This window comes from Spongiactinospora sp. 9N601 (genome assembly GCF_044326295.1).
Classification (GTDB): domain Bacteria; phylum Actinomycetota; class Actinomycetes; order Streptosporangiales; family Streptosporangiaceae; genus Spongiactinospora; species Spongiactinospora gelatinilytica.
In genome coordinates, this window is the sequence record NZ_JBIRBB010000010.1 from 48,359 (window position 1) to 69,878 (window position 21,520).

Here is a 21,520-nt window from a genome sequence, read left to right on the forward strand (position 1 = left end):
TGACGTGGGGGAATGGGGTGCGCTATGGAGGAGTGGCCGAGTCTGCGGGTCGAGGAGTGGAGCCCCACGCGCGACACGCTGCACATGTGGGCCCAGGTCGTCGGCAAGGTCCGCCTGGCCCAGGCGCCGATGGTGAACCACTGGTGGCAGGTCCCGCTGTACGTCAGCGCCCGGGGCCTGACCACCTCCGCCATCCCGTACGGCACCCGCGTCTTCGACATCGAGTTCGATCTGTGCGATCACCTGCTGCGCATCCGGGCGGGCGACGGGCGGGCCCGTGACATCGGCCTTGAGGCGATGCCCGTGGCCGTGTTCTACACCGAGACCATGAACGCGCTGCACGAACTCGGCCTGGACGTGCGGATCATGCCCCGCCCCACCGAGGTCGAGCCCGCCATCCCGTTCGCCGAGGACTACCAGCACTGCTCCTACGACCCCGGCCAGGCGCATCTCTTCTGGCTCCAGCTCGTCCAGGCCCACCGGGTGCTCAGCGAGTTCCGGTCCTACTTCATCGGCAAGGTGAGCCCGGTCCATCTGTTCTGGGGCGCGATGGACCTCGCCTGCACGCGCTTTTCCGGCCGTACCGCGCCCAAGCACCCCGGCGGCGCGCCCAACGTCGGCGACTGGGTGATGGTCGAGGGCTACACCCACGAGCTGAGCAGTTGCGGCTTCTTCCCCGGCGGCGGCGAGGAGGGCGCATTCTACTCCTACGCCTACCCGGAGCCGGAGGGCTACGCCGACTTCCCGGTACGCCCGCAGGCCGCCTACTACAGCACCGACCTGGGCGAGTTCGTACTGCCCTACGAGGCCGCCCGGACCGCGCGCGACCCCGGCCAGGCCGTGCTCGACTTCCTCCAGGACACCTACGCGGCGGCGGCCGACCTCGGCCACTGGGACCGCGAGTCGCTTGAAGATGATCCGAATCGTCGTGCGCATCCGCACTGACTACCGAATAATGGGGAAGCATGTTCAAGAACACCAACGCGTTCAGTGGATTTTCCGTGAACGACATCGAGCAGGCCCGCCGTTTCTACGGCGAGACGCTGGGGCTCGACGTCTCCGAGGAGTACGGCCTGCTCACCCTGCGCCTCGGCTCGGGGGCGAATGTGCTGATCTACCCCAAGCCCGGCCACACCCCGGCGACCTTCACCATCCTCAACTTCCCGGTCGATGACATCGAGGCGGCCATAGACGAGCTGACCGCGCGGGGCGTCACCTTCGAGCGCTATCCGGGCATGGAACAGGACGAACGCGGGGTGATGCGGGCCGGCGGGCCGTACATCGCGTGGTTCAAGGACCCGGCGGGCAACGTGCTGTCGGTGCTCCAGGAGAGGTGACCGGGCCGGTTCAGCGGCCTCCGGCGCGGCGCACGATCGCCGACAGGTGCGGGCGGTGCGCGCCCGGCCAGTAGGCGCGCCCGCACGCCCGGCAGCGGGCGAACGAGTCGTACTCCCGGCGGGTGCCCGGCTCCAGCAGGTGCGCCACGTCCTCCTTGGCGACGGGTTCGAGCAGCCCGTTGCACGCCGTGCAGCGGGTCCAGGGGGCGAGATCCGGGGCGAACCGGTCGAGCACGTCGGCGAGCTGGTCGTCGGGCCGCTCACCGCGCACGTACGCGCCCGCCCACAGCCTCCTGCGGCGCAGCAGGCCGCGGTCGCGGGTGAGCAGCACCCGCCGCTCGGCGTTGGCCTGCTCGATCAGCTCGTCGTCGTCGCTGTCGTTGTGGTAGGCGGTGTCCACGCCGAGCACCCGCAGCCGCCGCGCGAGCGTGCCCAGGTGCACGTCCAGCAGGAACCCCGCCGACTCCACCCGCTGCGGCCTGCGCACCGGCCCCACCTCGACGGTCTCCCCGCCGCCTGGCCGGTAGGACGGCGGTTCGTCCCGCCCGTCCACCCGCATCGAACCCACCTCGGTCAGCGGCACCCCCGCCGCCTCCACCAGGTGCCCGAGCGTGGAGGTGCCGTCGGCGGGCACGCTGACGTCTCCGCCGCGCCGCCCGGTGGCCAGGAACACCCGCAGTTCTTCGTCGAAGCGCAACGACACCATCTACCCAGCATCGCCCAAACCCCCGGGAACCGCCGCGAACCTCGCGGTGTTACACCGAAGGTGATGCGCATTTCGATCCTGGACCGATCGCTGGTCCGAACGGGGCAGGGGCACGCGGAGGCGCTGCGCGACACCGTGCGGTTCGCCCGCGCCGCCGAACGGCTGGGCTACCACCGCTTCTGGGTATCGGAGCACCACAGCGTGCCCGGCGTGGCGGGTTCCGCGCCCACCGTGCTGGCCGCCGCGGTGGCCGGGGCGACCTCGCGGATCAGGGTGGGCACCGGCGGCGTGATGCTGCCCAACCACCGCCCGCTGGTGGTCGCCGAGCAGTTCGGGGTGCTGGAGTCGCTCCACCCGGGGCGCATCGACATGGGACTCGGGCGGTCGGTGGGCTTCACCGAGGGCGTACGGCGGGCGCTCGGCCACGGCAAGGAGGAGACCGGCGACTTCGCCGCCCAGGTGTCGGAGCTGCTCGGCTACTTCGCCGGCGGCACGCCCCGCCATCCCGGCGTACACGCCTGGCCCGCCGAGGGGCTGCGGGTGCCCGCCTTCATCCTGGCCATGGGCAGCGGCGCGGACATCGCCGCCCAGCTGGGGCTGCCGCTGGTCATCGGCGGGCGGGAGGAGCGCATGCGGCCCGCGATCGACCGGTACCGTGCCACCGTCGCGGGCCGTCCGTACGTGGTGGTGGCGGCGACCGTCGCGGTGGCCGGTACCGCCGCCGAGGCGCAGGAACTCCTGGTGCCCGAGGCGTGGTCCACCGCCTACTCGCGGACCAGGGGGGAGTTCCCGCCGCTGGCCCCGCCGGGCGACGTCCTTGCCAGGGCGATGGACGCCAGGGAGCGCGGCTACTTCGAGGAGGCGCTGGAGGGCCAGGTCCACGGCACCGAGGACGAGGTGGCGGCCGAGCTGTCCGGCCTGGTGGCGCGTACCGGCGCCGATGAGGTGCTGGTCACCATGAACACCTACGACCACGAGCGGCGGCTCGACTCCTACACCCGCCTGGCCGCCATCGCCCGCGAACTGCCCCTGGCCGCCTGAGGGCTCACCCCGCCTCCGCGAAGGCGCGGCGCAGCCGGCGCAGGCCCTCGGGGACGCGTTCGGCCGGGATCGCGCCGTAGCCGAGCACCAGGCCGTGCTCGGGCTCCCCGGCGTAGTATCCGGCCAGCGGCTCGACGGCGACGCCGAGCCGCCGCGCCCGCGCCCGGACCTCGCCGAGGAAAGCGGGCACGCCGGGATTGAGCCGCGCGCAGACGTGCAGCCCGGCCGTCGAGGGCATCGGGGTCAGCCACTCGGCCAGCTCACCGCGGAGCGCCGCGACGATCAGCTCGTGCCGGGCCGCGTAGGCGCGGGTCGCCCTGCGGATGTGGCGGGGCAGCTCGCCGTCGTCGATGAACCGGGCCAGCGCGGCCTGCGCGATGGGGTCGCCGTGCCAGTCGGCCAGCCGTTTGGCGGCCCGCAGGGCGGTGCGCAGCGAGGCCGGCGCGACCAGGAAGCCGAGGCGCAGCATCGGCAGCAGGGTCTTGGAGAAGGTGCCGACGTAGAGGACCCGGCCGGTGCGGTCCAGGCTCTGCAACGGCGCGAGCGGTCGCTCGGAGAAGCGGAACTCGCTGTCGTAGTCGTCCTCCACGATCACCGCGTCGTGCCGGGCGGCCCAGTCCAGCAGCGCGGCCCGCCGTTCCAGGGACATCGGGACCCCCAGCGGGAACTGGTGCGACGGCGTGACGTACACCAGTCGTACGCCGGGCGGGAGCGCGGCCACCACCAGGCCCTGGTCGTCCACCGGCACGCCGGTCACCCGCGCGCCCATGGCCGCGAACAGCATCCGCGCCGGGGGATAGCCGGGCTCCTCCACGGCCACCCGGTCGCCGGGGGCGATCAGCACCCGGCCGATGAGGTCGAGTGCCTGCTGCGCGCCCTGGGTGAGCAGCACGTCGTCGGGACGGGCGCGGACCGACCGGGCGACCCCGACGTAACGGGCGATGGCCTGCCGCAGCCCGGGGTGACCGGCGGCGTCGTGGTAGCCGGCGGTCACCGCCCGGGCGCGCAGTTCGCCCGCGATCAGCCGCCGCCAGGTGGCCAGCGGGAACAGACCGGCGTCCGGGACGCCGACCCGGAAGTCGTAGGGGGCCTCCGCCGGGTCCTCGGTGACCGGGTCCAGGTCGCGCCACGGTGGGCGGGGACGCACCGCGCCGCCGTACGGCGGGCCCGCGGGCCGGGCGGGCGGGATGTGCCGGTCGCTCACGAACGTGCCCGCGCCCACCCTGGCGACCAGGAAGCCCTCGGCCGTCAGCCGTTCGTAGGCCACCGAGGCCGTGTTGCGCGACACATCGAGCCCGCGGGCCAGTGTCCTGGTCGGCGGCAGGCGCTCACCCGGACGCAGCCTGCCGTCCAAAATGGCGTCCTGGATGCCGCGGTAGATGCGCGCCGCCAGGTCGCCGGGCCCGTCCAGGCTGATATGGATGTCCACTATTGGCCCAATCGACTTGGCTTCCATTGGCCCTTATGCCGGCCAATCCCCCCGCTGTTCAATGGTGCCACCATCCGGACAAGGAGCGGCGGTCATGAACCGAATCCTGCCCCCTGCCGGGCCGCCCCGCGTACTGGCCCTGGCGCAACTGGTCAACTCGCTGGGCGATGGCGCCTACTATGCCTGCTCGGCGCTGTTCTTCACCCGGATCGTCGGCCTGTCGCCCACCCAGGTCGGGCTGGGCCTCACGCTCGCGTGGGGGACCGGAATGCTGGCCGGGGTGCCAATGGGGCACCTGGCCGACCGGTGGGGGCCGCGCCGAACCGCGCTGCTGCTCGCCCTGCTCACCGCCGCCGCGCTGAGCGCGTTCCTGGTGGTGCGGTCATTTCCGGCGTTCCTGGTCGCGGCCTGCGCCTACGCGTGCTGCCAGGCCGGGCTGACCTCGGCCAGGCAGGCCCTGCTGGCCGGGCTGGTGGACCCGGAGGAGCGGACCGCCATGCGCGCCCGCCTGCAGTCCACGCTGAACGCCGGCCTCGCCGTCGGGGCGGGGCTGGGCGGGCTGGCCCTGTCGGTGGACACCGAGGCCGCCTACCTGGCGGTGTTCGTGGCGGACGCGGTGTGCTTCATCGCCGCCACGCTGGTGCTGCGCGGGCTGCCCGAGGTGCCGCCCGCGCCGCCGATCGCGGCCGGCGAGCCACGGCTGGCCGTACTGCGGGACCGGCCGTACGCCCTGATCACGCTGCTGAACGCGGTCATGTACCTGAACATGCCGCTGCTCAGCCTGGGCCTGCCGCTGTGGATCGTGCACCGCACCGACGCCCCCGCGTGGCTGGCCGCCGCGCTGCTCATGGTGAACATGATCAGCGTGGTGCTGTTCCAGGTGCGCCTGGCCCGGCCGGTGACCGGCCCGACTACCGCCGCCACCGCGATCCGCCGCGCGGGCCTGCTGATGTTCGCCGCCTGCGCGGTGTACGCCCTGTCCGGCGCGCCCATCGGGACGGCCGCCGCCATCGCCGTACTGCTCGCCGCCGCGGTGATCCAGGTGTTCGGCGAGATGATGCAGGGCGCGGGCGGCTGGGAACTGAGCTTCGCGCTCGCCCCCGACGGCAGGCACGGGCAGTACCAGGGCTTCTACGGGATGGCCCCGCAGATCGCCCGGATGCTCGGTCCCCTGCTGCTGACCACCATGCTGCTCGGCTGGGGCACGGCGGGCTGGCTGACCCTCGGCGCGGCCTTCCTGCTCTCCGGCCTGGCCATCGGCCCGGTCGTCCGCAACGCCGCCCGCCTGCCCGCGACGCGGGTCAAAGTGCCGGCTTGAAGCCCTCGTGGCCGGCGGTGAAGCCGAGACGGGTGTAGAAGCGGTGGGCGTCCGAGCGGCGCTTGTCGCTGGTGAGCTGGACCAGCGCACACCCCCTGTGACGGGCCAGGCCGGGCAGGAAACGCCGTCCGTGCGCTCGCGGGTGGCGCCGAGCTGATCGGCGGCCGGCAGCGCGACGATCGGCCGGATGTCGGCCGCGACCGCGCGCCTGAGGGTATAGGTTCTTTCGCCCGCAGCGAGATCCATCACGGTTCGCACCGCCCCAGGTTGTCATAGGAGGGACCGGACGGGCGAAAGGAGCCGACTGTGGCGGTGACGCTGGTCTATGAGACGCACTCGATCACGACCGACAACGAGACGGGCATCGCGACGGGATGGCTGCCGGGGGAGCTGTCCGCGCGTGGCCGGGCGCTCGCCGCCGAGCTGGGCGAGCGGCGCCGTGACGACGGCATAGACGTGGTGTTCAGCTCGGACCTGCGCCGTGCCGTGCAGACCGCGCAGATCGCGTTCGCCGGCTCGGCGGTGCCGCTGCGGCAGGACCGGCGGCTGCGCGAGTGCGACTACGGCGAATGGAACGGCGGGCCCGTGGCGCGCCTGGCGGGCAGGCGCGCCGAGTACATCGACCGGCCGTGGCCGGGCGGGCAGAGCTACCGGCAGGTGACCGCCGAGACCGCCGCGTTCCTGGGCGATCTCGCCGCGTCATGGGACGGCGCGCGGGTGCTGGTCATCGCCCACTCGGCCAACCGGTGGGCCCTCCAGCACCTGCTGCACGGCGAGGCGCTGGAGGACCTGGTGGACGCGCCCTTCGGGTGGCAGGAGGGCTGGACCTACACCGTGCCCGCGCCCTACCTGCCGCCCGATGGGATCACACCCGCCCTTGGCCGCCGTTCGTCGTGATCGACGGCACGGCCAGTTGCTGCTGTTCGGCCCTGATGATGTGGATGATCGCGTTGATCAGGGCCAGGTGGGTGAACGCCTGCGGGAAGTTGCCCAGATGGCGGCCGTTGACCGGGTTGATCTCCTCGGCGTACAGGCCGAGCGGGCTGGCGAACGACAGCAGCTTCTCGCACAGCCGCCGCGCCCGGTCCAGCTCGCCGATCTCCACCAGCGCCGAGACCAGCCAGAACGAGCAGATGGTGAAACTGCCCTCATGGCCGGTCATGCCGTCGTCGGTCTCGTCGGTGAGATAGCGCAGCACCAGGTCATCGACCGTCAGATGGTCGGCGATGGCCAGCACCGTCGCCTTCACCCGGGCGTCGTCCGGGGGCAGGAACCGCACCAGCGGGATGAGCAGCAGCGAGGCGTCCAGCGCGTCGGTGTCGTAGTGCTGGCGGAAGATCCCCTCGGCGGAGACCCCGCGCGTGCAGACGTCCGCGTGGATCTCGTCGGCGACCTTCTGCCACCGGTCGGCCAGTTCGGGCTCCTCGCGCAGCCGGGCCAGCCGCGCGCCCCGGTCGGTCGCCACCCAGCACATCACCTTGGAGGAGGTGAAGTGCTTGGGCTCGCCGCGGACCTCCCAGATCCCCCGGTCCGGCTCCCGCCAGTGCGTGATGGCCGACTCCACCAGGCGCTTGATGATGGGCCAGATCCGCTCGTCCAGACCGTCGCGCGACTTGATGTGGATGTAGAAGGAGTCGAGGATCGCGCCCCACACGTCGTTCTGGCGGTGGGTGTAGGCGCCGTTGCCGATCCTGACCGGTTTGGCGCCCTCATAGCCGTGCAGGTGGTCGAGCGTCTCCTCGTGCAGGTCGCGCTCGCCGTCCACGCCGTACATGATCTGCAGGTCCTTGTCCCGCTCGGCCACGTCCGCGATGAACCAGAAGAAGTCGTCGGCCTCCCAGTCGAACCCCAGCGTGTAAAGGCCCCACAGGGCGAACGTGGAGTCGCGGATCCAACTGAAGCGGTAGTCCCAGTTGCGCTGCCCGCCCGGGGTCTCCGGCAGCGACGTGGTGGCCGCCGCCACCAGCGCGCCGGTCGGCGCGAACGTCAGGCCCTTCAGCGTGAGCGCGCTGCGCTCCAGGAAGCTCCGCCACGGGTGGTCGGGGAAGTCGCCCCTGGCCAGCCAGTGCTGCCAGTGGTGGGCGGTCCACACCAGTCGTTCGTACGCCTCACGGAAGTCGTGCGGCGGCTCGTGCTCGGTCCACGACAGCGCGACGTAGCGGGTCTCGCCCTCTTTGAGCAGCGTGCGGGCCATGGCCTTGCCCGCCTCGAAGCCGAGCCGCATGTCGGTGGTCAGCTTCAGCTCAAGGCCGACGTCCTCGGCACGGGCCACGCCCTGGTGGTAGCCGCGGTCGGTGTAGGACCAGGTAGCGGCCTGCCTGCCGTAGTCGAACACCGGCTCGCAGTCCAGCGTGACCTGCACCTCGCCGCTCACGCAGCGCACCGTGCGCAGCAGCACGTGCTCGGCGTCATAGTCGGTGGGCGCTCTTCGGTGAGTGCGCGAAAGCTCATCCTCATGGTGCCAGGGGCCCATGAGCAGTACATCACGGACGATGATCCAGCCGGTGGCGGTACCCCAACTGGTCTCCAGCACCATGGTGCCGGGAATGTATCGGCGGGCCGCGGGCACCCGGATGTCGGCGGGGCCGAGCCGGAAGCCGCCCGCCCCCCTATCCAGCACTGCTCCGAACACGCTGGGCGCATCCAGGCGCGGCAGGCATAGCCACTCGATGTTCCCACTCGGCGCTACGAGGGCCGTAACCTCGCAGTCGGACAGGAAACCGTAGTCACCGATCGGCGGAAATGCAGAAGATCCGCTGATGCCGTCCATGCCTGGATTACTCCAATCGTGCTGGTGCAGCGGTCCGATGCGATCCGCTTGAGGTGATTGATTCCATCGTGCCCATACGCCCGTGTCGACCCGATATTCACCCCGGAGTGACCCCTGCGCCGCGTCATCGGAACAGCGTCCGGGCCATCTCGCCGAAAAGGGTTCGGTCATGGCTGCCGCCTCACGGTTCGACTGATTCGAATAATTGAACTGATTGATCTGATTCACATGGTTCGTTTGGTACTTCTGCTTATTGCGCTTTCTGTGGTTCAACCGGTTCGCCGTCGTACGAGGCCGGCCGCGTCGTCCAGGCCGGCGATCTCGTGCTCGGTGAGCCTGGGGTTGACGGCCCGCATCGCCACGGCCCGGTCGAGCAGCCTCGCCGGGTCGCCCTCGGCCGCCGGCAGGAACCCGTCGAGGACGGCGGTCGCCTGATGGGCGATCTCCGCCGGTCCGGTGACCGCCACCATGCCGAGGATCAGCGCGGACATCGCGAGGTCGAGGTCAGCGGGCCCCTCCCCGGCGTCGCGCCAGTCGATCACCACCGGGCCGTCCTCGCCCAGGATCACGTTGCCCGGGTGGAGGTCGAGGTGGACGACGGCCTCGTCGCCGCCGGGTGCGGGCAGCCGGTGCAGCAGGTTGTGTAGACCGGCTGGCGTCCCGCCGCCCTCCTGGGGCGGCAGCTCGCCCGCGAGCAATGCGTCGGTCATCGTCGGGCCGTCGACCCGGGCCATGACCATTTCGTCGCCGTGTGCGGAGAAGACCTCCGGTACGGGATATCCACCGTCCCGCACATAGGCCATGATCTGCGCTTCCCGGGCGACGTCACCGCCTTGCCGATAGCGGCGCAGCACCCGTCCGCCGCCGATGGCGTATATGTCGGCGGTACGGCCGGAGGCGATAGGTGCCGTCATCACACCAGAGTAGGGCCGAGTGCGCGAAGCGCGAGCGTGTATCGCTAGTGTGTGAATCTACCCATACTTGGGCGGGGCTCGAAGGGTGCGGCGGGCGATGCCGGGTAGTGGGGCCGCATGATTGATCGAGTGCTGCCCAACATCGTGTCCGATCAGCTCGCCGAGACCCGCGACTTCTATGTCGGGCTGCTGGGATTCGCGGTGAACTACGAATCGGACTGGTTCATCAACCTCTCCGCGCCCGGCGAGCCCAAGCGGGAGATCGGCATCTGGCGGCGTGACCACGAGTTGGTGCCGGTGGAGGTACGTAGCCCTCCGATGGGCGTGATCCTCACGATCGTGGTGGACGATGTGGACACCGTCTACAAGAGCGCCATCATCAAGGGCGTCCCGGTGGTCGCCCCGCCGCGCGACCTGTTCTACGGGCAGCGAAGCTGCCTGCTCGCCGACCCCAACGGGCTCATCATCGACGTCTCCACCCCGGTGGCCGAGCCCGAGGCCACCTGAGCGTCAAGGCGTGCCGGCGCGGTACAGCAGGAGGTAGCGCCAGAAGAGCAGGCGGCGGACGGACGCGCCGGGGAGCAGCCGGGCGGCGGCCCGCCTGATCTCGGGCAGGCTCATCGCGGGCCCCTTCACCGGCGCGCGCACCGCGGTGCCGCCCGGACCGCGTACCACGGCGGTGGCGAGGCGGGCCACCGCGTTGATCGGTACGGCGGCCAGGCTGACGGCGTAGTCGGCGGGGGTGCGTTCGGCGTAGCAGCCGAGGACGGCCAGTACGCCGCCGGGGGCGAGCGCGGCGCGCAGCCGGGTGACCGTCTCGAACGGCATGTGGTGCAGGCTGGCCAGGCAGGAGATGTAGTCGTAGCGGGCGGCGGGGAGCGCGATCTCGGTGATGTCCGCGACCTGGTAGCGGACCGCGGCGGAGGGCGAGACCCGCTCGGCGTCCTCGATCACCTCGGGGGCGGGGTCGAGCGCGTCCACCTCCAGGCCGCGCGCGGCGAGCCTGCGGGCGAAGCGGCCGGTGCCGCACCCCACGTCGAGGGCCGTCCGCGCGTCGCGGGGGAGGCTGCGGAGGAGCAAGGGATGGTAGTGGTCGTTGTGGTCGAACCCCATGGGTGTGGGAGGGTATCACCGGGTGTGCGGTGGTCCCGGGGTGGGGGAATGAAGCCGCATTTGGGGACTTTGGAGTGTTTTTCCATATTCAGCATTAAGGGTTTGCGGGGCGGTACGAAACTCCGGGCGGCGATTGGCGTGCTCTTTCGCGGGCGGTGCGACGTATCATCGAGTTGTGCCGAATCTGGGCCCGATCGAATTAATGATCATCATGGTCGTCTTCGGATTCATCGCGGCGTTGACGATCGGCTTGATCCTGCTCGCGGTGCGGCTCGCCGGCGGTCGCAGGCCGCCCCCGCGCGAGGCCGATCTCGCGGCGCGGGCGCGCGCGCTGAAGTCCTCCGGGCACGCCGACCGCGCGATCATGCTCGTCAGGGGCGAGACCGGCATGTCCCACGACGACGCCACCCGCTTCGTCCACACCCTCTGACGCTCCGCCGCCGCTCGTAGCCCCCGTTACGGCACGCCACCGTGCCCGCCGCCCCGCACGCCCCGTCAGGCGACGAGCGATCACCGGAGAGTAAATGAAATTCGGCGTCAACATCCTCAACTTCGGCCCCGGCACCGATGCCGGCACGCTGCTCGGCTGGGCACGGTTCGCCGAGGACGAGGGGTTCCACTTCGCGATGATCTCCGATCACCTGGCGGTGACCCCGGACGTGGCGAAGCAGTACCCGGCCCCGTTCTACGATCCGTTCACCGCGCTCGCGTGGCTGGCCGGGCGCACGTCGCGGATCGCCCTCGGCACGACGGTCGTGGTGCTGCCCTTCCGGCATCCGCTGGAGGTCGCGCGGATGGCGGCCGACATCGACGAGTACAGCGGCGGGCGGCTGATCTTCGGGATCGGGGTGAGCTGGGCCAGGCGGGAGTACGCGGCGCTCGGGGTGCCGTTCGAGCGGCGCGGGGCGATCACCGACGAGTACCTGGAGGTGATCAGGCGCTGCTGGACCGAGGACGTGGTGTCCTTCACGGGCGAGCACGTCGCCTTCGAGGAGGTGTCGGTGGGCTCGGCCGCGGCGGGCCGGCGCCGGCCGCCGATCTGGGTCGGCGGGTCCAGCGGAGCGGCGTTGCGCCGTACCGTGCGGTTCGGCGACGCCTGGCACCCGCTGAACCTCCGCCCGGCCCAGATCCACGAAAAGCTCCCCGCCCTGCGGGCGATGGCCGTGGAGGCCGGCCGTCCCGTCCCGGCCTTCGCCCCGCGCCTGCCGCTGCGGGTCACCGGCTCGCCGCTGCCCGAGGACGAACGCCTGGCCGGGCAGGGCACCCTCGGCCAGATCCACGGCGACCTGCTGGCGCTCGCCGACCTCGGCGCGGGACACGTCCTGTTCGACACCTACCAGGGCACTCCCGCGGAGATGCGCCCGCCCGAGGAGGACCGGCGGATGCTGCGCACGGTGGCCGGCGCCATTCTCGACCTCGACCGCGGAGAAGTGCGCCGATAAAACGCGGAGAACCGCGATGAAAAAGTCGCCAAGTGATACTGTGGTGACTTCTGCGTGTTCTCCGACAAGGACCGGAGGGCTGCTCGGAAGCCTGTCCCGCCGTGGCGACCCCGCGCGCGGGCGCGGGGCGCGGCCGGCGAATCCCGTGCCGAAAGCCGTGGCCTCTTCCGGCCCTTTCGCGGTTCGTCGCGCTCTTCATCGCCCATTCGCCACCCGACCCCCCGCCACATTCACATGCCACACGACAAGCCTGCCGAACTCGCGCTGAATTTCAGCGTTCGCGACGACCCTGAGCACCGCAAACGGGAAGACGAACTCGACCTCGCCACCGCGCCCGGATACCAGCTCTTCTTCTCCTGCTTCGTCGGTGATGTGGATCTGCGGCTCGACGGCGTGAATTTCCGCACCAGGTTCGGCTGGGTGGCGACGCTGAGCTTCGCGATCGGCTTCGCCTGGCGGCTTTCCGGCCTCCCGGCGGCCGGTCGCATGTCCATGGACTTCCTCGAAGACGACGAATGGCTCAGCCTGCGTTTCGACGACGGCCGGGTGCTGGTGTCCAGTTCCTACGCGCGGGGGATCGCCGTCGTGCCGTACGGCGACCTGCTGAACCTGGCCCGCGACTCGCTGACCCGGCACGCCGACGGCCTGATGGCCGCCTACCCGCGCCTCGCGGAGAACCGCATCCTGGCAGGCCGGCTCGCCATGGTCCGCGGCGGGCCGACCCCCGGGGCCTGACCGCGAAGCTCACTACACATCGCCGGACAGCACGTCGTCGAACCCCTGCCCGCCGCCGAGCGCGTGGGCGGCGGCGAACGACTCCGCGCCCAGCGCGCGTTCGGCCTGCTCGGCGATGCGCTCGATGTCGTCCCGTTCTTGCCGGGTGATCGGTACGCCCGCCGCGGTACGGGCGGCTGCGGCGAGCCCCAGCAGCCGGGCCGCCTCCTCGGCCGGGACGGTCGCCGCCAGGCCCTCGACGGCCCACGCCGTGCTCAGCGGGTCGCCGATCTTCCTGGCCGCGGCGAACGCCTCCAGGAACAGCTCCCTGGCCGCCCCCGTCTCCCCCCGCCCATGCCGGACGAACCCCAGCTCGACCAGCACCGTCGGCAGGTGCAGGGCCGGTTCCAGCTCCGGGTCCCGCGGTACGCCTTCCAGCATCGCGTTCAGGTGCTCCTCGGCGAGGTCCGGCCGGCCGGCCTTGCGGGCGGCGAACCCGAGCCCCATCCGCGCGAAGATCTCACCCTGCCGGTGCCCCTGCCCGAGGGCCAGCCGCAGCGACCGCTCGCAGGTCTCCATGGCCCTGCCGTACTCGCCCTGGCTCAGCGCGATCCAGCCGAGCCACGACAGCCGGCCCGCCGCCTCCGGCCACAGCCCCAGCTCCTCGGCGATGTGCAGGCCCTCGGTGAACATCCGGCCCGCCCGCTCGTACTCCCCCCGAACCTCGGCCAGCCCGCCCAGCCACTCGGTCGCCTGGAGCAGCCCCCAGCGGTCGCCCAGCTCGCGGAACAGCCGCTCGCTCTCCGTCCCGGTCCGTTCGAGGGCCGGGAAGTCGCGCCGGGTGTAGGCGTCGCGGGCCAGCACGCTCAGCGTCACCGCGACCCCCCAATGGTCGCCCAGCTCGCGGAACGTCAGCAGGGCGCTGTCGGCGAGGGCCCGGGCGGATGGCAGGTCGGGCATGCTCCACGCGAAGAACCACTCGGCCCGGGCGCGGTCGCCCGGATCGTCCATCGCGAGGGTGTCCTTCCAGTCGGCCCAGTCGGCGTCCTGGCCGAGCAGCAGCGCGAACCCGGCCCGCCAGGCCCGCGCCCTGGCCCGGTCCGCCTCCGGCGCCTCACCGGGTGCGCGCAGCGCGACCTCCAGCGCCCGCCGCGCCTCACGCAGCCTGCCGCGCAGGAACCAGTACCAGGCCAGCGCGTTGACCAGCCGCAACGCCGCACCGGCGGGGGCGGCGTCGAGCGCGGCGCGCAGGTTGGCGGCCTCGGCGTCCAGGCGGCGCAGCCACAGCGCCTGCTCGGGCCCGCGCAGCCGCGCCTCCGCCCGTACGGCCAGCGCCGCGTAGCACTCGACGTGCGCCCGCCGTACCCGCTCGGTCTCGCCCGCGTCGTCCAGCCTGCGCCGGCAGTAGGCGGCCACCGACTCCAGCAGCCGGTAGCGCGTCCCGGCGGGCCCGTCCACGACCGTCACCAGCGACCGGTCCACGAGCCGCGCGATCAGCTCCAGCACGTCCAGCCCGTCGCCGCCGCACACCTCCTCGGCGGCCTGGAGCGTGCAGCCGTCGGAGTAGATCGAAAGGCGGCGCAGCACCACCCGCTCGGCGTCGCTGAGCAGCGTCCAGCTCCAGTCGATCGTCGCCGAAAGCGTCTGCTGCCGCGCCGGTCCGCCGCGCTGCCAGCCGGACAGCACCCGGAAACGGTCGTCCAGCCGGGCCACCAGCTCATCGACGCCGAGTGCCCGCACCCGGGTGGCGGCCAGTTCCAGGGCGAGCGGCAGGCCGTCCAGGCGGCGGCAGAGCTGCGCCACGGCCGCCGCGTTGGTCTCGTCCAGCGCGAACCCGCGCGCCGAGGCGGCGGCCCGCGCCAGGAAGAGCCGCACCGCGTGCGACTCGGCCACGGCGCGAAGGTCACCGTCTTGGGGCAGGTCGAGCGGCGGCACGGCGTACAGGGCCTCGCCGGACACGCACAACGGCTCCCTGCTGGTCGCCAGGACGCGCAGGCCGGGGGCGGCCCGCAGCAGCTCGTCGGCGAGCCGGGCGGCCCGCTCGACGACGTGCTCGCAGTTGTCGAGCACCAGCAGCATCCGCCGGGCGCGCAGCGCGTCCACCAGCCGTTCCAGGGCGCTGCCGGGGCCCGCGCCGTCCCTGACGTCGAGCGCGGCGAGCACGGCCTCGGCCAGCGAGTCGGTGTCGTCCTTTTCGTGCGCGGCCAGCTCGACCAGCCAGACCCCGTCGGCGTAGCGGCCGGCCGGCCCGGCGGCCGTCTCCAGCGCCAGACGCGTTTTCCCGACCCCGCCGGAACCGGTCAGCGTGACCAGCCGGGCCGTGTCCAGCAGCGCGGTGATCTCGGCGACGGCCGTCTCCCGGCCGATCAGGTCGTTGACCGGGGCGGGCAGGTTGGTCGGCCGGCGCCGGGCCGGGCCGCTCAGCGCGGGGTCCTGCCGCAGGATCCGGCCGTGCAGGTCGGCGAGTTCGGGGGAGGGGTCCAGGCCGAGTTCGCCGGCCAGCCGTTCGCGCAGCTCGCCGTACGCGGCCAGGGCCTCGCTCTGCCGTCCGGCCCGGTAGAGGGCCTTCATGTGGACGGCGCGCAGGCGTTCGCGCAGCGGGTGGGCGTAGGTCAGCTCGGCCACGTCCACCGGCTCGCCCGTGGCCAGCCGTACCTCCGACAGCTCCTCCACCGCCGCCAGCCGCGCCTCCTCCAGCCTGGTGATCGCCGGCCGGGCGAACTCGTGGTCGGCGAAGTCGGCGTACGCCGAACCCCGCCACAGGTCCAGCGCCTCGGGCAGCCGCCGCTCCGCCACCAGCCTGGCGAACCGGACGGCGTCCACCGCGTCCGGCTCCACCCGCAACTGGTAGCCGGGCGCGCGTGAGACGACCAGCAGCTTGCCCCCAGGCTCGGCCTCCTCCAGCGCCCGCCGCAACTGCGACACGCGCACCTGCAACGCCGCCACCGGATTGCCCGGCACGTCGTCCCCCCACAGGTCCGCGACGAGCCGATCGGCCGACACCACCCGGCCCTCGTGCGCGAGCAGATCGGCCAGCAAAGCCCGCACCTTGGTACCGGGAATCGAGACGACCTCTCCGGCGTCGGTCCATACGGTGAGCGGACCTAGTACCCCAAAACGCATACGACCGACCTTAGGCGGGCCGGGGAGCGTACGTCACCGGGAGTACGGCAGGCCACCGCCCCGCACACCACCTGTCGTACCTGCGAACAAGGCCACCGTCGGATGCCTCCGCGCCGCCGATGCCGGACCGTTGAGGTGTCGAAAGGAGACATCTCATGAACACCCTGGCCGTGACGCACTGGGGCGGCGGCTTCTGGCCGATCATCCCGCTCTTCTGGCTGCTCTTCTGGGCCGCCGCCATCACCCTGTTCATCAGGGCCCGCAAAAAGGGCTGGAAACCCCCCTTCGCCACCACCCCCACCGCCCCGACCGGCCCGACCGACTCCGCAGAACGCATCCTCGCCGAACGCTTCGCCCGCGGCGAAATGACCGACGACGAATACCTTCAGCGGGTGTCGGTCCTGAAAACCGGCTCCGCATGACCGGTCAGGGAGCGGTCAGGGAGCGGTCAGCGCGGCGAGCGGAATGGAGACCATGATCGGGAGTTCCAGTTCGAGCACGGTGCGATGGATCCGGTGCTGCCGATACTCCATCGCCACGGCGTCGAGGTGGACGACCACATCCGGCCGCCGGAAAGTGAACTTGGGAACCCGCCAGAGCACTACATCGATATCGGTCTCCACGCTGAGGCACCGCCCGCCGGGCGGACGCGCGTTTTCCAGGTGCGTGGCGAGGCGACGGGCGATCCGGTTGTGGCCCGGTTCCGGTGACTCACATTTGATGACGTGCCCGTGCACTACCTCGATGGTCCTCGCGACCTCTTCGGAGAGCGCGTTGTAATCGGCCTCGCCCATGACTTCCGGGAGGCCTCGTACCACGATGGGGTCGCCATGTGGCTCTCCGGGTTCGTGGAAGGGGCATTGATCAGGGCGAACGTACCACGGTCACGCGTGCCAGAGCGGCGCGGTCGGTGGGGAGGTCCCAGGCGCGCAGGATGTCGGGGAGATCGCCGCGCCGCCAGGCGGCGGGATCGAGCGCGGCGATGGCGCTGAGTGCGGTGTGCCGCCGGGCGGGGGCCGGGTCGGTGGCGAAGGCGGCTTCCAGCAGATCCGAGACGATCCAGAAGGTCTCGGTGGGAGCGGCCTTCCTCAGCCGGTCCACGAGCGCGGTCACCTTGTGATCGGCGAGGTCGTCGGCGATGCGCTCGCTGATCTCAATGGCCAGTGCGGCGAGGTCGCCGTTGCGATAGGGGACCGGTGCCCGCGTACGAGCGTCGCGCAACTCCAGCACTCTGATCCGCGCTGGCCGCGGAGCCTGGGGGCCGCGCAGGGCGACCAGGGCGAGTGCCGCCACATCGCGGGTCCGCCCGGCCTCGAAGTGCCGGGTGGCCAGCTCGATCGACTCGCCGGTGGGCGGCAGCAGGGAAAGCGCCAGCAACGCGGTCGCCACGACCCCCGGGTCGCGATCCCGCGCGATCAGCCCGCGCAGCGCCGGGGCGATGGCCGCCGAGTCGGCGGGGAACCAGCCGAGTACGTGGGCCGCGTGGGCGCGGACCAGCGGGTCGCGGTCCGTGGTGAGCGGCAGCAGTACCGGGACCGCCTCCCGTACCGCGTCGTATGCGGGATCGTCATCGGGGGGCGTGTCCCGCCGGGCGAGATCAGGGTCCAGGCTCACGGCCAGCTCCGCCAGCATGGTCAAGATCTCGTGGCGCTCGGGCGTGGCCCGGTCGATGGCCAGCGGTACCAGGTACGGCACGGCATCGGCGCTCGCCGGGCAGCGTGACCCCTGGTGGAGGATGGCGCTGTACAGATCCTCGCGTGCCCGCTCGCGTACTTCCTTCTGGGGCGACCGCAACGCCCGGACAGCGCGGTGTGTGTCCGGGGTCACAGGGGGAGCCAGCCGTGGCCGATGTACCAGTGGCCGCCGGAGCGGAGGTGGTCGGTGAGGGCGCGCTGGAGGGTGGTGTGGCGGGGGAGGGTGTCGAGGGGGCGGTCGGCGCTGCCGAAGACGAAGGCGAGGGGGTCGCCGTCGGCGGGCTCGGCGGACTCATAAGCGGTGCGAAAGCGCTCCTGGAACCGGATCAGGTTGGCGTCGGGCGGGAGATATCGGGCGAGTTGCCGGTCCAGGACCCAGGAGTGGAGTACGGCGATCCGGTACCGCTCGTCGGGGAAATGGCGGGGGAAGAACGCGCGGGCCAGGGCCATGGAGTGGTCGCATGCCTCCGGGGTCAGCGGGCCGTAGCAGTCGGGGATGTGGATCGCCAGGCAGGGATCGCCCGGGGCGTAGGGGAGACCGGCGGCGGCCATGCCGTCGCCGGTGCGGGTGCCGAGCCGGGCCCGCTGGAACTGCAACCGGCCGAGCTGGTACAGCTCTCCCCGGAAGTGGAACCTGAGCCAGCGTGGGTAGCGCAGGCCGCCGGTGCCCTTCCAGCGGCGGTGGGCCGCGACGCTGCGGCCGAGGTCGGCGAGCGTCCGGCGGGAGATGTCGCGGGGGATGCCGTGCCGCTGGTGGTAGTCCAGGACGTACGGCAGGGCGGCGAGGTACACGAAGAGGTGGAAGAAGCGGCCGAGTGCTTCGGGCTCTCGTGGCGGCTCCGGTAGCTGGAACGGCTCGTCCAGCGCCCCGATCCCATCGGCCAGGGCCGGCAGGCGCTCCTCCAGCGACCGCAGCGCGGCCGGGTCCTTCAGGAGTACGCCCCGCAGCGCGACCAGCTCGTTGATGTCCTCGTGCGGCACCCCGAGGTCCAGCAGCACCTCGGGTAACTCGTCCGCCGTCGGTAACCCGCCCGTCCCGGAAGTGGCCACGGCGCCCAACCGTACGCCACCCCGGACACCCCTTCAAGAACTGCCGGCACGGATGATCAAGGGGCCAGGCCGGGCGTGGACGCCACCTGATTCGCCATGACCTGGCCACCCCGCGCCCACGGCCGGGTCAGGATCGTAGGTCGGCGGTGAGTTCGGTGGCGGTGGCCAGCTCCGCGGTGGCGTCTTCGCGGTCGGCGGGGGAGAGGTCGAGGGCGGCGACCTCGGCGAGGACGGCGGCGGCGGCCTCGCGGTCGCCGGTGCGGATGTGGAGTTCGGCGAGGTAGACCAGGGCGGGGAGGCGTTGGACGGCGGGCGCGTCGGCGTGCCGGGCGAGGCCGTTCTCAAGGACGCGGATGCCGGCGGCCTCGTCGCCGTGCGAGTCGGCCTGCCGCGCGGCGGCGGCGACCGCGCGGGCCAGCCGGCCCTCGGAGGGGGCGGCCCCCTCGCTCTGGTCGTGGCCGGTGATCCGGAGCCAGTTGCCGCCCGGATCGACGACGGTGAACCCGCGCGGCACGCCCTGCTTGACCCGGGGCCGGGTCATCCGCGGAATCCCGGAGACCGGCACCTTGCCGTACCGCTCGCGCAGCCCGGCCGCGAACGCGGTGTGCAGCGCGCCCGTGTCGGGGACGACAACGCCCACGTTGCCCAGGGACAGTTCCGGGTCGAACTCGGGGACGGAGAAGAAGTGCAGCTCGATGCCGCCCCTGCGGACGACGGCGTAGGGGTTGGGGCGCTGCTGGCGATAGGTCGTCTCGAACCCGAGCGCGGTGTAGAACGGCAGGACGTCATCGAGGTCCCGGCATGGCAGGCAGGGGACGGTGTACTCGGTGCGCATAGAAACATCGTACGGTGTTCGTAGTATTTGACGGGAGGGGTTTCCCCGGATGGAGTACGCAGGACGCGGCGACCCGGCGCGCACGATGGCGCTCCTTTGGGACGGCGTGCCACCGGCCCCGAGGCGCGGGCCACGGCCCCGGCTCGACCTGGACTGGCTGGTGGAAACCGCCATCGCCGAGGCGGACCGCACCGGCCCCGCGGCGCTGTCGATGCGGTCGCTCGCGCAGGCCCTCGGCATCGGTACCGCGTCGCTCTACACGTACGTGCCCGGCAAGGCGGAACTGCTGGAACTGATGGTCGATCGCGTCGTCGGCGCCCAGCCCCTCCCGCCCACCGGCGCGGGCTGGCGGGCGGGCCTGCACCACCTGGCCACCGAGGACCTGGCGGCCTTCCGCGCCCACCCATGGCTGCTCCAGGTCGCGGCCTCCCGCACGGTGTTCGGGCCGCACGTCATCACCCGCTACGAGGCCGCGCTGTCGCTGCTCGACGGCTACGGCCTGCCCGCCATCGAGGTGACCGGCTGCGTCGCGGCGGTCGAGTCGTACGTCCGCGGCGCGGCCTCGGCGGTCGTCGAGGCCGAACAGGCCCCGGCCCGTACCGGCAGCACGGACCAGGAGTGGTGGGAACGGCGCCTGCCCTACCTCACCGAACGGATGAACGGCCGCTTCCCCCACCTCGACGCCCTGGAGCAGGCAGGCGCGTTCACCGTGTCGGACACCACCCTGCCGTACACCCTGCAACGCGCCCTCGACCGCTTCGACTACGGCCTCGACCTCGTCCTGAACGCCATCGCCACCCGCATCGAGGCCCCCGAATCATCCCCTTGACACCCTGCGCGGCCCGCACCTGAGCGGCATCGTGGGCGCGGCGGACCGCCAGGAAAATCCCTATGGCCCGTGCGGCCCCTTGACGGGCCAGAGTGGTAATCCATGGGGCATCTCCGTGCCTGCGGATCCTGGGCTGAATCCGGATACGGCGATGTTCTGTCTCGACAATTCTCTTCAGCCCGACCCCGCCTACAGCAGCCCCTGACAGGACCCGCTCTCGTGTTCATCGCCATGCTCCTGATGATCGCCGTCGCCGTCGTGTGGACCGTCCTCGCCGCACTTCAGGTCCGTGACATCCGCATCACCAACGGCATCCTGGTAATCCATCTCGTCGCGACGGTGATCCTCATCACCGCGCTCGGCTCGCAGGACCCGGGGTCGGTGGGAATGTGGCTGATCGTGTTCGGCTGGGGCGGTATCGTCTCGGCGATCCGCCTGGCGGTGGCGCTGGTGAGGGCGCTACGTGGCTAGGGAAGGCCGGTCGCCTGGCCGGCCTTCCCATGAGCACGGCCGGGCTATTCGGCGCTTCCGTTGCCGGGATCCTCGGCACGGTATTGCAGCGCGTTGTTGAAGGCCGTGAACCCCTCGTCGCCCCCGGGGGGTCCGGTGTCGGACAGGCGGGCCAGCAGGCCGCTGAAGTGCTCGCGGTGGGTCAGCCGGGTGCCGCCGTCCGGCAGCGCGTCGAGCACGAACTCGTGAACACCGGTGAAGATCGCCCTGGGCAGCCAGGTGGCGCCGGGGATCACCGCGGCCCAGGCCAGCCTGACCTCCGGGGTGGCCTCAAGGACGGGGGTGCGGAAGACGTGCGGCGGCCGGTCCGGCGGGCCCAGGGTGACCTTCAAGGAACCGCCGGTCCTGGCCTGCCCCTCGATCCGCTGGATGTAGGTGGCCCACTCCGGGTAGCGCGGGAAATCGGTGAGCACCGCCCACACCATTCGCCGGCTCGCCGCGATCTCCGTGCTGACCTCTACCGTGCGCATCGGCTTTCCCGTATCGCTTCCTCACGCTGACAGGGCCCGCCACTTTAGCGAGGGACGCAGTAATTCGGCAACGTTCGCCGGTAAACGCGGAAAAGCACAACTGAAAAGATCGAAGGTGGCGGCATTTCCGCGATTTAGCCGCCCTGCTCGGCGTTTTCCGGAAAAGGGGGCGGCGGGCGACTCCGACATGTCGCGAAATCCCAGGACGTATGAGGGTTTGCCATG

Annotated in this window: 23 protein-coding genes and 1 pseudogene; 12 read left to right on the forward strand and 12 right to left on the reverse strand. The window is 71.8% G+C overall.

The genetic code is table 11. From position 1 onward, the window contains the following. Positions 1–24: 24 nt before the first annotated feature. Positions 25–945 (forward strand): DUF5996 family protein, encoded by a 921-nt coding sequence (locus tag ACH34R_RS24205; RefSeq protein ID WP_397563796.1) that lies wholly within the window; start codon positions 25–27, stop codon positions 943–945. A 20-nt stretch (positions 946–965) separates the two neighbouring features. Continuing rightward, complete coding sequence (locus ACH34R_RS24210) at positions 966–1,337, forward strand: VOC family protein (protein ID WP_397563797.1); 372 nt, start codon at positions 966–968, stop codon at positions 1,335–1,337. Positions 1,338–1,347: 10 nt separating this feature from the next. On the opposite strand, the gene ACH34R_RS24215 is transcribed toward ACH34R_RS24210, so the two are convergent. Then, the gene (locus ACH34R_RS24215) at positions 1,348–2,043 is read right to left on the reverse strand and encodes a Mut7-C RNAse domain-containing protein (RefSeq protein WP_397563798.1); all 696 of its coding nucleotides are present in this window, start codon (positions 2,041–2,043) and stop codon (positions 1,348–1,350) included. Between the two features lie 63 nt (positions 2,044–2,106). On the opposite strand from ACH34R_RS24215, the gene ACH34R_RS24220 reads away from it, so the two are divergent. Beyond that, positions 2,107–3,084, forward strand: a complete 978-nt coding sequence (locus ACH34R_RS24220; protein ID WP_397563799.1) for an LLM class flavin-dependent oxidoreductase — start codon at positions 2,107–2,109, stop codon at positions 3,082–3,084. Positions 3,085–3,088: 4 nt separating this feature from the next. Here the strand turns inward: ACH34R_RS24220 and ACH34R_RS24225 are convergent, their stop codons facing one another. Next, positions 3,089–4,513 (reverse strand): PLP-dependent aminotransferase family protein, encoded by a 1,425-nt coding sequence (locus tag ACH34R_RS24225; protein ID WP_397563800.1) that lies wholly within the window; start codon positions 4,511–4,513, stop codon positions 3,089–3,091. 94 nt (positions 4,514–4,607) lie between these two features. Between ACH34R_RS24225 and ACH34R_RS24230 the strand changes: the two genes are divergently transcribed. After that, positions 4,608–5,831, forward strand: a complete 1,224-nt coding sequence (locus ACH34R_RS24230; protein WP_397563801.1) for an MFS transporter — start codon at positions 4,608–4,610, stop codon at positions 5,829–5,831. Here the strand turns inward: ACH34R_RS24230 and ACH34R_RS24235 are convergent. Next, a pseudogene (locus ACH34R_RS24235) lies at positions 5,815–5,937 on the reverse strand (GNAT family N-acetyltransferase); the annotation flags it as partial. The gene ACH34R_RS24230 and the pseudogene ACH34R_RS24235 overlap by 17 nt on opposite strands. 200 nt (positions 5,938–6,137) lie before the next feature. Here ACH34R_RS24235 and ACH34R_RS24240 point away from each other — a divergent pair. After that, positions 6,138–6,728 (forward strand): histidine phosphatase family protein, encoded by a 591-nt coding sequence (locus tag ACH34R_RS24240; RefSeq protein WP_397563802.1) that lies wholly within the window; start codon positions 6,138–6,140, stop codon positions 6,726–6,728. Here the strand turns inward: ACH34R_RS24240 and ACH34R_RS24245 are convergent. Beyond that, positions 6,697–8,601, reverse strand: a complete 1,905-nt coding sequence (locus ACH34R_RS24245) for a glycoside hydrolase family 15 protein (protein ID WP_397563803.1) — start codon at positions 8,599–8,601, stop codon at positions 6,697–6,699. The two genes, ACH34R_RS24240 and ACH34R_RS24245, sit on opposite strands and share 32 nt — an antisense overlap. 269 nt (positions 8,602–8,870) lie before the next feature. Next, positions 8,871–9,515, reverse strand: coding sequence for a phosphotransferase (locus tag ACH34R_RS24250; RefSeq protein WP_397563804.1), 645 nt, complete (start codon positions 9,513–9,515; stop codon positions 8,871–8,873). Between the two features lie 129 nt (positions 9,516–9,644). Here ACH34R_RS24250 and ACH34R_RS24255 point away from each other — a divergent pair, with 129 nt between their 5' ends. After that, entirely contained in the window at positions 9,645–10,022 is a 378-nt protein-coding gene (locus ACH34R_RS24255) for a VOC family protein (protein WP_397563805.1), read from the forward strand. Between the two features lie 3 nt (positions 10,023–10,025). Here ACH34R_RS24255 and ACH34R_RS24260 read toward each other — a convergent pair whose 3' ends face one another. Next, a complete protein-coding gene (locus ACH34R_RS24260; RefSeq protein ID WP_397563806.1) occupies positions 10,026–10,628 on the reverse strand; it encodes a class I SAM-dependent methyltransferase in 603 nt (200 codons plus the stop codon). 175 nt (positions 10,629–10,803) lie between these two features. Here ACH34R_RS24260 and ACH34R_RS24265 point away from each other — a divergent pair, with 175 nt between their 5' ends. From ACH34R_RS24265 to ACH34R_RS24275, 3 genes are all read left to right on the forward strand, one after another. Beyond that, positions 10,804–11,058: a hypothetical protein gene (locus tag ACH34R_RS24265; RefSeq protein ID WP_397563807.1), complete on the forward strand. Its 255-nt coding sequence runs from the start codon at positions 10,804–10,806 to the stop codon at positions 11,056–11,058. A gap of 94 nt (positions 11,059–11,152) precedes the next feature. Beyond that, on the forward strand, positions 11,153–12,070 hold the full coding sequence (locus tag ACH34R_RS24270) for a TIGR03619 family F420-dependent LLM class oxidoreductase (protein WP_397563808.1): 918 nt from the start codon (positions 11,153–11,155) through the stop codon (positions 12,068–12,070). 234 nt (positions 12,071–12,304) lie between these two features. Next, positions 12,305–12,805, forward strand: coding sequence for a hypothetical protein (locus ACH34R_RS24275; protein WP_397563809.1), 501 nt, complete (start codon positions 12,305–12,307; stop codon positions 12,803–12,805). Positions 12,806–12,817: 12 nt separating this feature from the next. On the opposite strand, the gene ACH34R_RS24280 is transcribed toward ACH34R_RS24275, so the two are convergent. Continuing rightward, positions 12,818–15,907 carry a BTAD domain-containing putative transcriptional regulator gene (locus tag ACH34R_RS24280; protein ID WP_397563810.1) on the reverse strand — a complete coding sequence of 1,030 codons (3,090 nt, stop codon included), beginning with the start codon at positions 15,905–15,907 and terminating at the stop codon, positions 12,818–12,820. Positions 15,908–16,062: 155 nt separating this feature from the next. Here ACH34R_RS24280 and ACH34R_RS24285 point away from each other — a divergent pair, with 155 nt between their 5' ends. Then, positions 16,063–16,329, forward strand: a complete 267-nt coding sequence (locus ACH34R_RS24285; protein WP_397563811.1) for an SHOCT domain-containing protein — start codon at positions 16,063–16,065, stop codon at positions 16,327–16,329. A gap of 15 nt (positions 16,330–16,344) precedes the next feature. On the opposite strand, the gene ACH34R_RS24290 is transcribed toward ACH34R_RS24285, so the two are convergent. The 4 genes from ACH34R_RS24290 to ACH34R_RS24305 form a co-directional block, all read right to left on the reverse strand. Then, entirely contained in the window at positions 16,345–16,701 is a 357-nt protein-coding gene (locus ACH34R_RS24290) for a Uma2 family endonuclease (RefSeq protein WP_397563812.1), read from the reverse strand. 70 nt (positions 16,702–16,771) lie between these two features. Continuing rightward, entirely contained in the window at positions 16,772–17,701 is a 930-nt protein-coding gene (locus tag ACH34R_RS24295; protein WP_397563813.1) for a HEAT repeat domain-containing protein, read from the reverse strand. Between the two features lie 29 nt (positions 17,702–17,730). Further along, on the reverse strand, positions 17,731–18,651 hold the full coding sequence (locus ACH34R_RS24300) for an acyltransferase domain-containing protein (protein ID WP_397563814.1): 921 nt from the start codon (positions 18,649–18,651) through the stop codon (positions 17,731–17,733). Positions 18,652–18,778: 127 nt separating this feature from the next. After that, positions 18,779–19,486 carry a bleomycin resistance protein gene (locus ACH34R_RS24305; RefSeq protein ID WP_397563815.1) on the reverse strand — a complete coding sequence of 236 codons (708 nt, stop codon included), beginning with the start codon at positions 19,484–19,486 and terminating at the stop codon, positions 18,779–18,781. A 49-nt stretch (positions 19,487–19,535) separates the two neighbouring features. Here ACH34R_RS24305 and ACH34R_RS24310 point away from each other — a divergent pair, with 49 nt between their 5' ends. Together ACH34R_RS24310 and ACH34R_RS24315 are read left to right on the forward strand one after the other, a co-directional pair. Next, positions 19,536–20,315: a TetR/AcrR family transcriptional regulator gene (locus ACH34R_RS24310; RefSeq protein WP_397563816.1), complete on the forward strand. Its 780-nt coding sequence runs from the start codon at positions 19,536–19,538 to the stop codon at positions 20,313–20,315. 231 nt (positions 20,316–20,546) lie between these two features. Further along, positions 20,547–20,786 carry a hypothetical protein gene (locus ACH34R_RS24315; protein WP_397563817.1) on the forward strand — a complete coding sequence of 80 codons (240 nt, stop codon included), beginning with the start codon at positions 20,547–20,549 and terminating at the stop codon, positions 20,784–20,786. A 44-nt stretch (positions 20,787–20,830) separates the two neighbouring features. On the opposite strand, the gene ACH34R_RS24320 is transcribed toward ACH34R_RS24315, so the two are convergent. Beyond that, positions 20,831–21,295 carry an SRPBCC family protein gene (locus ACH34R_RS24320; RefSeq protein WP_397563818.1) on the reverse strand — a complete coding sequence of 155 codons (465 nt, stop codon included), beginning with the start codon at positions 21,293–21,295 and terminating at the stop codon, positions 20,831–20,833. Positions 21,296–21,520: the final 225 nt, after the last annotated feature.

Coding starts and splice junctions, on each gene's coding strand:
- ACH34R_RS24205 (WP_397563796.1), top strand. CDS start 25: ATGGAGGAGTGGCCGAGTCTGCGGGTCGAGGAGTGGAGCCCCACGCGC.
- ACH34R_RS24210 (WP_397563797.1), top strand. CDS start 966: ATGTTCAAGAACACCAACGCGTTCAGTGGATTTTCCGTGAACGACATC.
- ACH34R_RS24215 (WP_397563798.1), bottom strand. CDS start 2,043: ATGGTGTCGTTGCGCTTCGACGAAGAACTGCGGGTGTTCCTGGCCACC.
- ACH34R_RS24220 (WP_397563799.1), top strand. CDS start 2,107: ATGCGCATTTCGATCCTGGACCGATCGCTGGTCCGAACGGGGCAGGGG.
- ACH34R_RS24230 (WP_397563801.1), top strand. CDS start 4,608: ATGAACCGAATCCTGCCCCCTGCCGGGCCGCCCCGCGTACTGGCCCTG.
- ACH34R_RS24245 (WP_397563803.1), bottom strand. CDS start 8,601: ATGGACGGCATCAGCGGATCTTCTGCATTTCCGCCGATCGGTGACTAC.
- ACH34R_RS24250 (WP_397563804.1), bottom strand. CDS start 9,515: ATGACGGCACCTATCGCCTCCGGCCGTACCGCCGACATATACGCCATC.
- ACH34R_RS24260 (WP_397563806.1), bottom strand. CDS start 10,628: ATGGGGTTCGACCACAACGACCACTACCATCCCTTGCTCCTCCGCAGC.
- ACH34R_RS24270 (WP_397563808.1), top strand. CDS start 11,153: ATGAAATTCGGCGTCAACATCCTCAACTTCGGCCCCGGCACCGATGCC.
- ACH34R_RS24275 (WP_397563809.1), top strand. CDS start 12,305: ATGCCACACGACAAGCCTGCCGAACTCGCGCTGAATTTCAGCGTTCGC.
- ACH34R_RS24280 (WP_397563810.1), bottom strand. CDS start 15,907: ATGCGTTTTGGGGTACTAGGTCCGCTCACCGTATGGACCGACGCCGGA.
- ACH34R_RS24285 (WP_397563811.1), top strand. CDS start 16,063: ATGAACACCCTGGCCGTGACGCACTGGGGCGGCGGCTTCTGGCCGATC.
- ACH34R_RS24290 (WP_397563812.1), bottom strand. CDS start 16,701: ATGGGCGAGGCCGATTACAACGCGCTCTCCGAAGAGGTCGCGAGGACC.
- ACH34R_RS24305 (WP_397563815.1), bottom strand. CDS start 19,486: ATGCGCACCGAGTACACCGTCCCCTGCCTGCCATGCCGGGACCTCGAT.
- ACH34R_RS24310 (WP_397563816.1), top strand. CDS start 19,536: ATGGAGTACGCAGGACGCGGCGACCCGGCGCGCACGATGGCGCTCCTT.
- ACH34R_RS24315 (WP_397563817.1), top strand. CDS start 20,547: ATGCTCCTGATGATCGCCGTCGCCGTCGTGTGGACCGTCCTCGCCGCA.
- ACH34R_RS24320 (WP_397563818.1), bottom strand. CDS start 21,295: ATGCGCACGGTAGAGGTCAGCACGGAGATCGCGGCGAGCCGGCGAATG.